General features: G+C 63.6%; 15 protein-coding genes. 3 read left to right on the forward strand and 12 right to left on the reverse strand.

The genetic code is table 11. The features are described from left to right. Positions 1 to 8: 8 nt before the first annotated feature. The 3 genes from ACOKS3_RS10775 to ACOKS3_RS10785 all read right to left on the reverse strand — a co-directional run bounded on the left by ACOKS3_RS10775 (position 9) and on the right by ACOKS3_RS10785 (position 3795). Positions 9 to 1922 carry a tyrosine-protein phosphatase gene (locus ACOKS3_RS10775; protein WP_422763817.1) on the reverse strand — a complete coding sequence of 638 codons (1914 nt, stop codon included), beginning with the start codon at positions 1920 to 1922 and terminating at the stop codon, positions 9 to 11. A gap of 136 nt (positions 1923 to 2058) precedes the next feature. Then, a complete protein-coding gene (locus ACOKS3_RS10780; protein WP_463581482.1) occupies positions 2059 to 3105 on the reverse strand; it encodes an alpha/beta fold hydrolase in 1047 nt (348 codons plus the stop codon). A 114-nt stretch (positions 3106 to 3219) separates the two neighbouring features. Next, entirely contained in the window at positions 3220 to 3795 is a 576-nt protein-coding gene (locus tag ACOKS3_RS10785) for a cysteine hydrolase family protein (RefSeq protein WP_103446739.1), read from the reverse strand. A gap of 451 nt (positions 3796 to 4246) precedes the next feature. Here ACOKS3_RS10785 and ACOKS3_RS10790 point away from each other — a divergent pair, with 451 nt between their 5' ends. After that, entirely contained in the window at positions 4247 to 4441 is a 195-nt protein-coding gene (locus ACOKS3_RS10790; protein WP_103446740.1) for a hypothetical protein, read from the forward strand. 116 nt (positions 4442 to 4557) lie between these two features. On the opposite strand, the gene ACOKS3_RS10795 is transcribed toward ACOKS3_RS10790, so the two are convergent. After that, positions 4558 to 5478, reverse strand: a complete 921-nt coding sequence (locus ACOKS3_RS10795; RefSeq protein WP_422763815.1) for a LysR family transcriptional regulator — start codon at positions 5476 to 5478, stop codon at positions 4558 to 4560. A 99-nt stretch (positions 5479 to 5577) separates the two neighbouring features. Between ACOKS3_RS10795 and ACOKS3_RS10800 the strand changes: the two genes are divergently transcribed. Next, a complete protein-coding gene (locus ACOKS3_RS10800) occupies positions 5578 to 6336 on the forward strand; it encodes a sulfite exporter TauE/SafE family protein (RefSeq protein ID WP_103446742.1) in 759 nt (252 codons plus the stop codon). Position 6337: 1 nt separating this feature from the next. Here the strand turns inward: ACOKS3_RS10800 and ACOKS3_RS10805 are convergent, their stop codons facing one another. The 4 genes from ACOKS3_RS10805 to ACOKS3_RS10820 all read right to left on the reverse strand — a co-directional run bounded on the left by ACOKS3_RS10805 (position 6338) and on the right by ACOKS3_RS10820 (position 10522). Next, the gene (locus tag ACOKS3_RS10805) at positions 6338 to 7756 is read right to left on the reverse strand and encodes a GGDEF domain-containing protein (protein WP_422763814.1); all 1419 of its coding nucleotides are present in this window, start codon (positions 7754 to 7756) and stop codon (positions 6338 to 6340) included. Between the two features lie 138 nt (positions 7757 to 7894). After that, positions 7895 to 9724, reverse strand: a complete 1830-nt coding sequence (locus tag ACOKS3_RS10810; protein WP_422763813.1) for an SLC13 family permease — start codon at positions 9722 to 9724, stop codon at positions 7895 to 7897. 154 nt (positions 9725 to 9878) lie between these two features. Next, positions 9879 to 10268 (reverse strand): glycine zipper domain-containing protein, encoded by a 390-nt coding sequence (locus ACOKS3_RS10815; protein ID WP_103446745.1) that lies wholly within the window; start codon positions 10266 to 10268, stop codon positions 9879 to 9881. A gap of 74 nt (positions 10269 to 10342) precedes the next feature. After that, the gene (locus ACOKS3_RS10820; RefSeq protein WP_103446746.1) at positions 10343 to 10522 is read right to left on the reverse strand and encodes a hypothetical protein; all 180 of its coding nucleotides are present in this window, start codon (positions 10520 to 10522) and stop codon (positions 10343 to 10345) included. Between the two features lie 173 nt (positions 10523 to 10695). On the opposite strand from ACOKS3_RS10820, the gene ACOKS3_RS10825 reads away from it, so the two are divergent. Then, positions 10696 to 11046, forward strand: a complete 351-nt coding sequence (locus tag ACOKS3_RS10825; protein ID WP_103446747.1) for a hypothetical protein — start codon at positions 10696 to 10698, stop codon at positions 11044 to 11046. A gap of 109 nt (positions 11047 to 11155) precedes the next feature. Here ACOKS3_RS10825 and ACOKS3_RS10830 read toward each other — a convergent pair whose 3' ends face one another. The 4 genes from ACOKS3_RS10830 to ACOKS3_RS10845 form a co-directional block, all read right to left on the reverse strand. Beyond that, positions 11156 to 11923 carry an SDR family oxidoreductase gene (locus ACOKS3_RS10830; RefSeq protein WP_422763812.1) on the reverse strand — a complete coding sequence of 256 codons (768 nt, stop codon included), beginning with the start codon at positions 11921 to 11923 and terminating at the stop codon, positions 11156 to 11158. A 23-nt stretch (positions 11924 to 11946) separates the two neighbouring features. Then, positions 11947 to 13014 (reverse strand): phosphotransferase family protein, encoded by a 1068-nt coding sequence (locus ACOKS3_RS10835; protein WP_422763811.1) that lies wholly within the window; start codon positions 13012 to 13014, stop codon positions 11947 to 11949. Between the two features lie 185 nt (positions 13015 to 13199). Then, positions 13200 to 13517, reverse strand: a complete 318-nt coding sequence (locus ACOKS3_RS10840) for an SCP2 sterol-binding domain-containing protein (protein ID WP_027920549.1) — start codon at positions 13515 to 13517, stop codon at positions 13200 to 13202. A gap of 54 nt (positions 13518 to 13571) precedes the next feature. Further along, positions 13572 to 14282, reverse strand: coding sequence for a histidine phosphatase family protein (locus tag ACOKS3_RS10845; protein WP_422763810.1), 711 nt, complete (start codon positions 14280 to 14282; stop codon positions 13572 to 13574). Between the last annotated feature and the right edge of the window lie 122 nt (positions 14283 to 14404).

Raw genomic sequence — 14404 nt, forward strand, 5'->3', positions numbered from 1 at the left:
TTCAGGCATCAGAAGGCATAACTGGCCTTGAGGCTGCCACTGACCCCATGGCTGTCCCCGCCACCCATGGCTGCCACTTCGGCACCGACACTCAGCGCCCCGAGGTTGGCCATCAGGTTCACGCCACCCATGAACTGGTCACGATTATCAAAGGCCGCCTGCTGCTCGATATCCAGCCCCAGCAGATGGCCTTCGCTGTCGACCTCATGATCGCCCAGCACATGCTCGTAACCCACCTCGACACCTGGCACCAGCTGCCAGTTGCCCATGGCGACCGGCGCGAAGGAGGCCTTGAGGTTGGCCACAGCAGCGCGACGGGTTTCTTTCAGGTCATCAACCTGCAGGGCCAACTCGCTGCCTTTCTCGGTGAAGCCATTTACGTCAACGCGGCTGACCCGCAGCCCGAGGCTCGGCTCCAGCACCATGGCGCCGGTGGGCAGGCGGTAGCCCAGCGCCAGGCTGCTGCCGGCCAGGGTGCCGTGGCTGTCGCCCTTGGCCGTACCCAGGCCGCCGCCGAGTTCGCGCTTGCTCGAATAGTCGAGCAAGCCGGCGCTGGCATCGGCGTTGATGAACAGACCTTGCTCCAGGCCATTCGGCGCGAAGCGCGCCCCCAGGCTGAGGAAGGTCAGGTCGGTGTCCGCCTCGCCACCGGCGCCGCCTACATTGCCATTGCTGTAGCCGAACCCTGCATGGGCGCTGAGCTGCTCGGAGAAGCGCTGAGTCATGCCGACCATCAGGCCCTGGCTGTGCTCGTTGCTGCTGGCGGCGTGGGAAGAACCATCGGTACCCAGGTAGCCGGCCAGCGCGGTGCTCCACAGGCGCGACTGGCCGACCTTGAGGTCGCTGCCATCGGCAAAGGGCGCGGCCGCACGGTCGATCATCGCCCCCTGGCGCAGCAGGAAGCTGGCGGCGTCGGCATGCACCTGGCCACCCACGGTCGACTCGACGCCACCCAGCGTGCCGGCGTCGATGGCCGACTGCAGGTAGTAGTTGTAGGCGGTGTAGCTGCCCGAGAGCGAGGTGTCCTGCAGTTGGCGTAGCAACTGCGCCCCCGCCGCGTCGTTGCCCAGCAGGCCGGCTTCGCCGGGCAGCGTGCCGTAGCGCACCATCTTGCCGCGCAGCACGTAGATGGTTTCCTGCGACAGCCCCAGGCCCTGTTTCAGGTAATTGTCCATGGTCCCGTATTCGGCGGTGAGCTCATCCAGGCCAGCCTGCAGATAGCTGGCTTCGACCCCGAGCAGCGGCGCGTAGATCGCGGCCATACTCGCCGGCATGGCGGCCAGCGTCGCGGCCACACGGGCGGCGGTATAGTCGTTGGTGGCCAGGTAGTTGCTCATGATAGTGGCGTCGTCGACCCCGGCGATGCTCAGCAGCACGGCGGCGGTCCAGCCGGTGCGGTCCTTGCCGGCGGTGCAGTGGAACAGCGCGGCACCGTCGGCGCTGGCCAGTTCGTTGAACAGTACGCTGAACTGCCCACGCATGCCGGCATCGCTGACGAAGGCGCGGTTGGTGTCCTGCATCATCGCCCGCGCCTGGGCGGCGCTGCTGAACGACATGCTGGTGATGTTCGAACCCGACGTGGTGCTGCCGATGATGTCGATGTTGGTGTAGCTGGCGCCGGCTGGCAGGGTGTCGGGGGTGCTGGCGATTTCGCTGGGGGTGCGCAGGTCGTAGACATCGCTGATGCCCAGGCTGTTGAGGATGGCGAGGTCGGCCGCCGTCGGCGTCAGGGCATTGGAGCGGTAGAACACCCCGCCACGCATCACCCCATCGTCGCTGGTGGTGTAGGCGCTGGTGGTGCCGGCGATGTCGCGGAAGTTGTCCATGCCGGCCAGGCGCGGGGCGTCGAGCGCGTCGGCGGCATGGGCGGTGGAAATGGCCAGGGCCAGCAGGGACACGGAGCAGAATAGACGTTGCAACACGGAAGTAGCCTCGATCAGGTGCGTTGGGCTGGCTACTGTCCGTGGGCAAGATGAAACTGGATGTTACAAGTTTCCGCGCAACGCAAATGGCTGCGCGTTCTGTCTGCTGCGTGCGTTTTTCGTCTCTGTGGACCGGTCAGAGGTGATCGGCATCCACAACTGCCTTGGCGAATGCCTGCGGGGCCTCTTGTGGCAGGTTGTGGCCAACACCGCCAGTGATCAGTCGGTACTCGTACTTGCCGGTGAACCGCTGTGCGTAGGCCTCGGATGGCGGGTGCGGCGCGCCATTGGCGTCACCTTCGAGGGTGATGGTTGGCACACCGATGCTGGGCAGCTTGGCCAGCCTGGCTTCCAGTGGGTCGTACTGGGTTTCGCCCTGGGCCAGGCCCAGGCGCCAGCGGTAGTTGTGCACGGTGATGGCGACCTGGTCCGGGTTGTCCAGCGCCTTGGCGCTGCGCTCGAAGGTGACGCTGTCGAAGCCCCACTTGGGTGATGCGGTCTGCCAGATCAGTTTGGCGAAATCATGGCGGTTCTTCTCGTAGCCGGCCTGGCCGCGCTCTGTAGCGAAGTAGTACTGGTACCACCACTCCAGCTCCGCGCTCGGCGGCAACGGCGCCTTGGCAGCTTCCTGGCTGCTGATCAGATAACCGCTGACCGAGACCAGTGCCTTGACCCGCTCGGGCCACAGCGCCGCCACGATATCGGCAGTGCGCGCGCCCCAGTCGAAGCCGGCCAGCACCGTGTGCTTGACCTGCAGTGCATCCATGAAGGCGATCACGTCGCTGGCCAACGCCGAGGGTTGGCCGTTGCGTGGCGTGTCAGGCGAGAGGAAGCGCGTTTCGCCGTAGCCGCGCAAGTAAGGCACCAGTACCCGATAGCCCTTGGCGGCGAGGGCTGGAGCGACGTCCTGGAAACTGTGGATGTCGTAGGGCCAGCCGTGCAGCAGGATCACCACCGGCCCGTCGGCCGGGCCTTGCTCAACGTAGGCGACGTCGAGGACGCCAGCCTTGATGTGTTTCAGCGGGCCGAAAGTGTCGCTTGCCTCGACGGCAGGTTGCGCTTGCCCCGCCTGCGTGGTGGCGCCTGCCGATACGGCCAGTGGCAGCAGGGCGCAGGCAAACAGGATGGAACGGCTGAAACGACGGGGGGCGGTCGATGCGACGGGTATGTGGCGAGCTTGCATGGGGCGTCTCCTTGGCTTGGCCATCGGCGCTGCGGGATGCAAGTCATTCAAGACGATCGCTGTATCGAGGATGTGTCGATTGCAGCTGCGGTGAGCGTTCTTGTGTATCCGGTCTCAGTTTGTACACATTGAGATACAGGCGCACAGGTCGGCGCTGTCCAGAATCTGTGCGTAATCGAGTGCCAGGTTGCTCAACGACATTGCATGCACATCCTCGGCAAGCCAGAGCCGGCCTTGCAGGTCATGCTGGTCGAAGGTGAAGCAGGCGTCTGCCGCTACTACCACGGTGAAACCGAGATTGCCTGCCGAGCGCGCCGTGGATTCCACCGAATTGTTGGTGATCACACCCGCGATCACCAGCTCGCTGATACCGCGATTGTGCAGCCAGCGCTCCAGCCCCGAGTTGGCGAAGGCATCCGGCACATGCTTGTCGAACACGGTTTCGCTGGCCAGCGGCGTGAAGGCCGGCTGGAATTCGCAGCCCGCCTGGCCTGGCCAGAACACCGAAGTGGGCGAGCGGGATACGTGCCGTACGTGCACGACCGGTCGCCCGCCCAGGCGCCATGCCGCCAGCAGTTCGCCCATGCGCAATTCGGCCTCGGGATTGTTGCGCCGGCCCAGGCGAGGGTGGTGGATGCCGACTTGCAGGTCGATCAGCAGCAGGGCAGCGTTGGCGGCGAGCGCGGTCATGGAGGGGTCCTTGTCTGGGAGCGTTTGAAGCTAGCACAGGTGCCAGGTTTTGCTCCGGGCCGCATCATCTGATCCGCTTTTTTTCTTCGAACCTGAATCTGTAACCGTATCAGCCTGATGCCGACAATGCTCTTCATCCCTGCTATCACACTGAAGAGGTTCCGATGGGCAAGCTCGCGCTGTTTCTGGGTGGCTTTCTGCTGTTGACCATTCTGATTGGCCTGTTGGGCACCATTCCGCCAAGCTGATTCTCCCCACGCCCTCCGGCCCGTCTACCTCGCGAGATGGGCCAGATTGCTGCCAGATCCTGGCAGTCTCCCTCGGCCGTACCGCTGGACCAGTGGTAGGTGCAAGTCGTTCTCAAGTGTAAAAGCCTCGTGTAGTCTCCCGCTGCGTCATAATGGGTCGTATATAGCGCACCCAGTCTTTTGCCTTGGGAGTCAGTACATAGATGGAATGCAAGAAGGGCACTTCAGCCATGCTGGAGTGGCGTAGCCGTTTTCTCAGCGAAGGCATCCTCGAAGAGGATCAATACGATCAGGCGCTGCGCTGTGCCGAGTCCCTGGAACAGTCCGGGGAGATCAGCGCGCAGGAGTGGATCGAGCTGGTCAAGGCGGCGAATATCGCGCTGCTGAGCGTGCGATAAGTCCTTCATTGCTCGGGGAAATCTGTCCACAAAAAACGTGGGTAGGTCTGTGGATAAGATTCTGTAAGCCAGGCAAATTGCGGGTTCTGTTAAATTGAGCAGAATTTGAACAGCCTTCAGCCGGCCCTTTCAGAGGCGGCTTCACCCGCCTGGCGCAAGGCCAGCAGCAACTCGCGCACCCGGGCGGGCAGCTCGCCGGAGGGGTACACCGCGTGCATCTGCGGGTCCTGGCCGGTGCTTGAGGTCAGCCGGTAATCCGCGCACACCCTCACCAGGCGTCCTGCCCTTACCTGTGCCTCTGCCACCCAATCGGCCAGGCGTGCAATACCGGCACCGGCGAGGGTGCTGTGATAAACCGCATCGCCAGAACCCAGGCGCAAGCGTGGGTGCGGGCGTAGGCTGGTAATCTGGCCGTCACGGCAGAAGTGCCAGGCCTTGAGGATGCGCGGGGCGGTATGCAAGATGAGGGCGTGCTTGTCCAACTGCTCGGGCCGCTCGGGCATGCCGGCGCGGGCGACATAGGCCGGGCTGGCATACAAGTGTCGGTGGTAGCGCCACAGCGGGTAACCAATCAGTTCGCTCGACTGCGCAAAGGCGCCACGGACCACGAAATCGAACTTGCCGTGCAATGGGTCGAGGGCTGCGTCGCTGTATTGCACGTCGAGGGTTACTTGCGGGTGGCGCTGGCCGAAGTTGGCCAGCACACCCGGTAAAACATGCTCGCCGAGCAGTTGCGGCGCAGCAAAGCGCACCCAGCCTTGCGCGCTGCCGGTAAGCGCGGCCAGTTCATCGACCGCGTCGCGTTGCACATCCAGCAAGCGTTCGGCGTGAGGCAGCAGGCGCTCACCGGCTTCGGTGAGGGACACAGCGTTGGCGTTACGGTTGAGTAGCTTGCAGCCGCTGTTGTCTTCCAGGGTTTGCACCGCCCGTGTCACCGCGCTGGGCGAGCGACCCAGCGCGCGTGCGGCGGCGACGAAGCTGCGCTTGTGCGCAACACTGACGAACGCCTGGATTTCGCGCAGCATGTCCAATGCCATGGAAGGCTCCTTGTTGCAGTTTTCGCAATATGGCATTTCAACACAAGCGCGCCGCTTTGATTAGCCTTGCAGTCCGTTTTAACTGCCTGGAACCGCGCCATGATGGATATCGCCGTACTCTCCGTGTTTGCTTTTGCTGCTGGCCTGATCGATGCCGCTGTCGGCGGAGGCGGCCTGATTCAGATCCCGGCGCTGTTCAACGTGTTGCCCACTGCGCAGCCGGCAGCGTTGCTGGGCAGCAACAAGCTGGCTTCAGTGTGCGGCACGGCCTTTGCCGCTCGCTCGTTCATTCGCAAGGTGACCCTGGACTGGGGCTTGATCGTGCCGGCGGCGCTCAGCGCCTTTGTCATGTCGTTCGCCGGGGCAGCCACGGTTTCGCTGGTGCCGCCCAGCGTGATGCGCCCGGCGGTGCTGGTGCTGATCGTGCTGATGGCGATCTACACCTTCTGCAAGAAGGACTTCGGCACCTTGCACAAGCCGGCGAAGATCGGCCGTCGGGAGCAGTGCCTGGCGGTGCTGATCGGGGGGGCGATCGGTTTCTATGACGGCTTGTTCGGCCCAGGCACCGGCAGCTTCCTGATCTTCCTGTTCATCCGCTTCTTCGCCCTCGACTTCCTGCATGCCTCGGCGTCGGCGAAAGTGGTCAACATCGCCACCAACCTGGCAGCCCTGGTGTTCTTCGTGCCGTCGGGCAATGTGCTTTACGCCATTGCCCTGCCGATGGCCGCGTGCAATATCCTCGGCGCACTGACCGGGACCTGGCTGGCGGTGCGCAAGGGCGCAGGCTTCGTGCGCGGGCTGTTCCTGATCTTGCTGTGCGTGCTGATCGCCAAGCTGTCCTGGGACCTGCTGACCTGATTCAGATCACCTGGCGCTGTGCCTCGGCCTGTTCGACGCGGTTGCGGCCATGGGCCTTGGCCCGGTACAGCGCCTGATCGGCGCGTGCCAGCAGTTCGTCCAGGCTGGGCGCGGTTTCGTCCGCGGCGCAGCCGGCCAGGCCAATGCTGACCGTGATCTGCAGGCGCGCATCGCCCTGGGCCGTATGCAGGTCCTGCACGGCGCGGCGAAGGCGTTCGGCGGTGAACTTGGCCTGCTCCGGCGGCAAGCCCGGGAGAACCACCACGAACTCTTCGCCGCCCAGGCGAGCCAGCAGTTCTTCGTCATGCAACTGGTCCTGCAGGGTGCGGGCGAACTGGCGCAGGACCTGGTCGCCCACCGCATGGCCATGGTGGTCGTTGATCGATTTGAAGTGATCGATGTCGAGCATCATCAAGGTCAGCGGCAGTGCATGCTGCTGGCGGTTGTCAAGCAGGGCATTGGCTTGGCGGGTAAAGGCACTGCGGCTGAGCAGGCCGGTGAGGTGGTCGATGGTGGCCTGGCGTGCCAGGCGCGCCAGCAGGCTGCGATTGGCCTGGCTGACACAGGCGACCACCAGCGGGCCGAGGACCAGCATGGCGATACCCAGGCGTGCCGACATCAGTGTGGTGACCCCGGGTTCGCTCTGCGGCACGCTGAAATGCATGAGGTTCTGCGCCACTGCGACGATCAGCGTGCTGCCGGCGATGAGTGCCAGCAACGACACCAGGAAGGGTGAGTACGTCCAGGCACACCACAACAGCGCGGCAATCGGAAAGGCGATGGCGCCTGGCCCACCAAAGGCAATGCTGAAGGCTATTGAGGCCAGCAGCACCAGCAAGGGCGCCAGGCGGATTGCCTGGGCGCCGCTGCGCATCAGTACGCGCGCCGAAGGGGCGGTGAGCAGCACCGGCAACACCAGCACGCTGGTCGAGAACTGTTCGCTGAACCAGGCCTGCCAGGTGGCCTGCAGCGACTTTTCGAACCACGGTGCGGCCATTACGCAGGCCATGCTGGCCGCCACCACGGCACCCGCCGCGCAGGCACCGAACACACTGAGCACGCCATACGGCGTGCGCATGCGCCGGTGCGGGCGGGGCAGGCGCGACAGCAGCCACCACACCGTCACCACCACGCCGAGGTTGCACAGGTTGAACCACAGGGCTGGCGCCCAGGCACTGCCACAGGCCAGGTCGGCCGCGACCATCGCCAGCCACACCAGGATAAAGCCCACGAGACTGGCCTGGCGCGGGTAGCGCAAGAGCACGCCGGCCAGCACCGCGTTGACTGGCCAGAACAGTGATAACGATTCGATCGGTCGGGCCAGGATCCCGCCGAGGGTCAGGGCAAAGGTCAGCCCGAACAGGGCGATAAAGGGCAACAGGCGCGATTGTGCTGGAAAAACCATAGGCTCGACCGACAAGCGGGAACGAAATCCAGGACAACGGCAATAAGCACCTGGGGCGTTGACGTGTCAGTGTGTTGGCACCGGGTGCTTGATGTCAATCTGCCGTAATCGTGCAAGTTGATGTCAAATAGCCTCCATTCCTTGCCAGATTGCCTAAAGGCCGAAGAACCAGGGCACCATCAGCACGGTCACCAGCATCACCAGCACGGTAAAGGGCACGCCGATTTTGACGAAGTCGCCAAAGCGGTACTGACCTGGGCCGAGCACCAGGGTGTTGACGGGTGAAGACACTGGCGTCATGAACGCCGCCGATGCCGCCAGGGCCACGGTCATGGCGAACGGGTAGGGCGACATCCCCAGTTGCGTTGCTGTGCTGATCGCCACCGGTGCCATCAGCACCGCGGTGGCGGTGTTGGAAATGAACAGGCCGATGACGGCCGTTACCGTGAACAGGCAGGCCAGCATGGCCAGAGGCCCGGCGCCGCCCAGCAGGCTGACCAGGCCGCCCACCGCCAGGTCGATGCCGCCGGTTTTCTGCAGCGCCTGGGCGAACGGCAGCATGCCGACGATCAGCACCAGGCTCTGCCAGTGAATGGCCCGATAGGCGCTGTTCATGTCGATGCAGCGCCCGGCGCCCATCAGCAGGCAGCCGATCAGCGCGGCGATGACATTGGGTACCGCACCGCTGACCATCAACCCGACCATCACCACCAGGCTGACCAGCGCGTGCGGTGCACGGGTGCGGGCGGGCGCGACCTGATCGATTTCGGCCGGCAGGCTTAAGACCAGGAAGTCCTTTGGCTGGCTCTGCAGCTGGCGCACGGCCTTCCATGGGCCGACCACCAGCAGGGTATCTGCGAGGCGCAGTTTTTCTTCCACCAGTTGCTCTTCGATGGCCGCCTGTTCGCGGCGCAGACCGACCACGTTGAGGTCATAGCGGCTGCGGAAGGCCAGCTCCAGAATGCTCTTGCCGATCAGCTGCGAGCCTGGCGGCAGTGACACTTCCGCCATGCCCAGGTCCTGGGACTGGTCGATGAAGTAGGCCGCCTTGAAGTGCAGCGGTTCCAGTTGCATGGTCTGGCACAGGTTACGCAGGTCGTCACGATTGGCGAACAGGTCGAGCAGCAGCACATCGCCCTCGTGCAGGACGGTGCCCGAGTCGGCGGCGATCACCCGGGTGGTGAACTTGTGCTGGCGTTCGATGCCGATCACGTTGGCGCCGTGCTTTGTACGCAGCTCCAGTTCACCCAGGGTATGGCCGATCAGTGGCGACTGCGGGCGGATGCGCAGGCGCCGTTCGCGGCCGCTGAGCTTGTAGTCGAGCACCAGGTCGAGCAGCGTGCGCCGGCTCTCGACGCGACCGTCCTTGCGCACTTCGCCATTGAGCCAGTGGCGCGTCAGTAGCATGTAACCGATGCCCAGCACCAGCACCACCAGGCCGAACGGGGTGAAACTGAAGAAGCTGAAGCCGGGCTCGCCATGGCGTACCAGCTCGCTGTGCACCACCACGTTGGGAGGGGTGGCCACCAGGCTGAGCATGCCACTGATCAGGCCGGCGAAGCTAAGCGGCATCATCAGCCGGCTGGGTGACAGCATCAGGCGTGCGGCAATGCTCAGCACCACCGGGATGAAGATCGCCACCACACCGGTCGAGCTCATCACCGAACCCAGCCCGGCCACCGACACCATCAGCAAGACCAGCAGGCGGGCCTCGCTGTTACCGGCCCGTTCGCTCATCCACTCACCGATGCGGTAGGCGATGCCGGTGCGTACCAGCCCTTCGCCGATCACGAACAGGGCGGCGATCAGCACCACGTTGGGGTCGCTGAAACCGGCCAGGGCCTGTTCCACGGTGAGGATTCCCGACAGCGGCAGGGCAAGGATCACCAACAGGGCGACCACGTCCATGCGTGGGCGGTTGATGACGAAGAGCATGACGACGACAGCCAGCAGGCCGAGGACCCAGAGCAGTTCCTGGTTCATGGGGCGGGGGTGTTCCTTCACTCAAGGGGGCACGAAAGACAGTAGCAGTCAGTGTGGCAGCTTGCGGTGAAGGTGGTGTTGATGTGCTGCAAGGTTTGCAGCCTTGGCACAAATGAAAAGGGCCGCAAGATGCGGCCCTTTTCATTGTCATCACTTAGTGACGGCGGTGATGGTGCTTCTTGCTGCCACCGTTGTCGCCCAGGTGGTTGCCCAGGGCACCACCGGCTGCGCCGCCCAGGCCGGCACCGATGGTGGAGCCATTCTTGCCGCCTACCGCGCCGCCCAGCAGCGAGCCGCCGGCCGAACCCAGGCCACCGCCGATGGCGGCTTCGGTACGGTTGCCTTTCTTCGCCGCTACCGCACTACCGGCTGCACCGCCGACACCGGCGCCGATAGCTGCGCCAGTGCGGCCGCCCATTTGCTGGCCGACAACGTTGCCCAGGACACCACCCAGGCCACCGCCAATGGCGGCAGTACCGTCACCGGCGAAAGCGCCCTGGCACAGCAGCAGGCCAAGAGCGAGGGAAGGTAGAGTCAGACGCATGATTGGAACCTCGAAGGAATCATCAGGTTAAGGCGCCGCACGGTTGGGCGGCGGGTCAGGGTAGGGGAGACGCTTCAGCGGTCGTATCGGTCACCGCGCCATTGGCGGTCGTCGTCGTCGCGATCGTGTCGGTGGTGGTGCCGGTGGCCGCGGTCGTCATCGCGCCAGCCGCCGTCATCACGGTAGTGGTCGTGATAGCATCCCGACAACAGCAGGAAGGCGGCGATCAGCGAAAAGCTTGCAAAGCGGGTCATCTCAATATAGGTCCTTGATCCGCATAGGTTTACGGGACACTTACTGAGACTGGGATCGATCCATTTGGTTTCCATGCCCTGCAAAATTTTGCCGTGTGGGCGATGAATGGCGTACTTGGGCCAATTCATTGGCAGTGCTAGAGTCGCTTTCTTTTTTGCCCCGAGGATGGAACATGCGAGCAATTCTGCCGATGGCTGCGGCGCTGGTGTTGGTCGGTTGCGCAAGCGCGACCATGGATACGGCGCGGGGCGGCAAGCCGACGGCCCAGCTTGATTCACGCAAGGCGCCGGAGCTGGTGGCCCAGTGCATCCAGTTCAGCTGGCAGAAAGAGGATGTGTTCGGCGACGACGCCAGTGGCTACCTGGAGCCACGCAAGCAGGGCGGGTTGACTGTTTATACCCGCGAGGCGGAGTCGTTCGTGGATGTGTATCCACAGGCGGGCGGGACGCGAGTGGATTACTACGCGCAGAAGAATGACGGCATGGCCCTGCAGCGCCGGGCGGCGGCGGCCACCTGTTTGTAAGGCTTGAGTCTTCTGGTGGGGCAGATACCGAGCGCCGCGCGGGCGGCGCTCGGTATCCGCGTCAACACAACACCCAAGCCCTGCGCTCAGCGCCACCCCGCCCCGATGATCAGGACAAGAAACCACCATCGACATTCAGCGCGGTGCCAGTGGTGTAGCTGGACGCATCGCTGGCCAGGTACAGCACTGCGCCGGCCATTTCCTTGGGGTCGGCCACGCGCTTGAGCGGGATCTGCTGCAGCGCGGCATTGAGGATGGCGTCATTCTTTACCAGGGCCGAGGCAAACTTGGTGTCGGTCAGGCCTGGCAGCAGGGCGTTGCAGCGAATGCCGAACTGCGCGCATTCCTTGGCGAACACCTTGGTCATGTTGATCACTGCAGCTTTGGTCACCGAATAGATGCCTTGGAACAGGCCCGGAGAAACACCGTTGATCGAGGCCACGTTGATGATGCTGCCGCCACCGTTCTCGCGCATCAGCTTGCCGGCCTCCACCGACATGAAGAAGTAGCCGCGGATATTCACATCGACGGTCTTCTGGAAGGCATTCGGGTCGGTGTCGAGCACGTTGCAGAACTGTGGGTTGGTGGCCGCGTTGTTGACCAGGATATCCAGGCGCCCGAACTGTTCACGGATGCCGGCGAACACCTGCTGGATCTGCTCCAGTTCGCCAATATGGCAGGCGACCGGCGTGGCCTTGCCGCCCGCGGCGATGATGGCGTCGGCCACCTGCTGGCAGCCCTCCAGCTTGCGGCTGGAGACGATCACGTGGGCGCCCTGCTGGGCCAGCAGATGGGCAATGGCTTCGCCGATGCCACGGCTGGCGCCGGAGACGAAAGCGATCTTGCCGTCGAGGTCGAACAGTTGGGTCTTGGGCATGCTGTTTTCCTTATTGTCTGGCGTCAGAACGTGGACTTGCCGATGACCTGCAGGCTCATCTGCTCCAGCAGCCGGTTCATGTGAATGAACTGGGCGAAGCGTTTGTCCTGGGTCTGGCCGTGGTAATAGCGGTAGTAGATCTGCTGGACGATGCCGGCCAGGCGGAACAGGCCGTAGCAATAGTAGTAATCGAAGTTGTCCAGGCGGATGCCGGCGCGCTCGGCGTAGTAGTCGACGAACTGGCGGCGGGTGAGCATGCCAGGGGCATTGCTCGGCTGGCGGCGCATCAGTTGCAACGGTGCCGGGTCGCTGGCCTCGATCCAGTAGGCCAGGCTGTTGCCCAGGTCCATCAGCGGGTCGCCGATGGTGGCCATCTCCCAGTCGAGCACACCGATGATGCGCATCGGGTTGTCGGCGTCGAGGATCACGTTGTCGAAGCGGTAGTCGTTGTGCACGATGCCTGGACGCGAGTGGTCGGCGGGCATCTTCTCGTGCAGCCAGGCGATCACCTTATCCCACCGTGGCGCATCGAGGGTCAGGGCTTTTTCGTAGCGGCTGGTCCAGCCCTCGATCTGACGTTGCACATAACCTTCGGGCTTGCCCAGGTCAGCCAGGCCACAGGCGTGGTAGTCCACCTGGTGCAGCTCGACCAAGCGGTCAATGAAGCTTTTGCACAAGGCCTCGGTGCGGCTGGCGTCCAGGCCCAGCTCGGTGGGGATGTCGGAGCGCAGAATTACGCCCTTGACCCTCTCCATCACGTAGAACTCGCCACCGATCAGCGATTCGTCGGTGCAGTGGGCGTAGGCCTTGGGGCAATAAGGGAAGCCGCTGTTGAGCTGGTTGAGGATGCGGAACTCGCGGCCCATGTCATGGGCCGACTTGGCCTTCTGGCCGAACGGTGGGCGGCGCAACACGAATTCACGGTCTGGGTAGCTGACCAGGTAGGTGAGGTTGGACGCGCCGCCCGGGAACTGGCTGATGCTCGGTGTGCCCTCTAGGCCGGCAATGTGGTCCTTCAGGTAAGGATCGATAACGGCCGCGTCGAGTTCTTCGCCGGGGCGTACCTGGGTGGACTGGTCGGTGAGCGTCATGCGTTTTCCTTATTATCTGGCGCAAGGACTATTGGCTAATCTAATGGCCTGGCGGCCGTGGAACAAGCGTGCCAGGTGCCATATTGGCGAGGGTGTTGCTGGTCGATCACTGCACCGAATGCCGGGCAAAAAAAAACCGAAGCCGGTCAGGCTTCGGTTTTCTCATCGTGCGTTGTGCCCATCACTCAGGAAGGGAACAGCTCGCTGAGTTTCATCGACAGCATCATGTCGCCTTCGACGCGCAGCTTGCCGCCCATGAAGGCCTGCATGCCGTCGGTTTCACCGCTGACGATGCCCTTCAGGGTTTCGCTGTCCAGCACCAGGGTGCAGTTGGCATCCGGGTTCTCGCCTTCCTGAATTTCGCAGGTACCGTCCTTGACCAGCAGCGCATAGTGCTTGTCTTCGTCGGTGATGTTGAAGCCGAACACCAGGTCCAGGCCAGCCGCAGCAGCTGGGTTGAATTTTGCTTTCATCGCCTCGACGGCTTTAGCTACATCGCTCATGGTGTTTTCCTTGTTAAGTGATATTCGCGTCCGCAAGGACACAACGGGCCGGGCTCAACGGTAGGTGATGAGCTCCGGCGCCCTCAACAGCTGCACATGGGCTTGGCTGTTGAAGGAGGCCAGTGCCACGTCGCGGCCGCGGAACTTCAGCTGGCTGAGCGACGTGTTGATGATCTGCCAGTTCAGCGCAAAGGCCTGGCTGGGGGTGATTCGGGTAATGAGGTGGAGCAGGGCGGCGATGGTGCCTCCGGAGGTGAACACGGCGATGTTGTCGCCACTCTCAGCAGTGCCCAGCACGCGCTGCAGGCCGGCTTCGACCCGTGCGGTGAACGCCTGCCAGGTTTCCAGTCCGTCATCGGCGTGGTCGCCGGCGTGCCAGCGTTGCACCATCAGGGCGAACAAGCGCTGGAACTCGCTGCGGTTCTGTGCACCGTTGCGCAGCACCTCACGGGCATGCGGTTCCGTATCCAGCAGGCCAGGCAGCAGGGCACGAATCACGCCATCGGCATCGAACTCATTGAACGCCGGGTCGGTCTCAATGGCCGGCACCGCGCAACCGCCGGCGTTCATCGCCTGCAGTGCGTGCCGTGCAGTGTCCTGCTGGCGGCGCAGATTACCGGCCACGCAGCGGTCCAGGCGCAGGCCGAGCTGGGCGAGGTGTTCACCCAGGGCCTGGCTCTGGCGCACACCTATGGGCGAGAGGACATCGTAGTCGTCTGCACCGAAGGAGGCTTGGCCATGTCGGATCAGGTAGAGATTGCCCACTGCGGTATCCGGCGTTGAAGGTTGCTGCGAGGTTAGGATGCGCCACACAGGCTGTCAACGAAAAAACATACAAGCGTTTGAAAAGGTTGTTTGAACTGTGTTGCCAGCGTTTACCTCGGCTG

The sequence above is a fragment of the Pseudomonas sp. HS6-2 genome (assembly GCF_049325675.2).
Lineage (GTDB): Bacteria > Pseudomonadota > Gammaproteobacteria > Pseudomonadales > Pseudomonadaceae > Aquipseudomonas > Aquipseudomonas putida_N.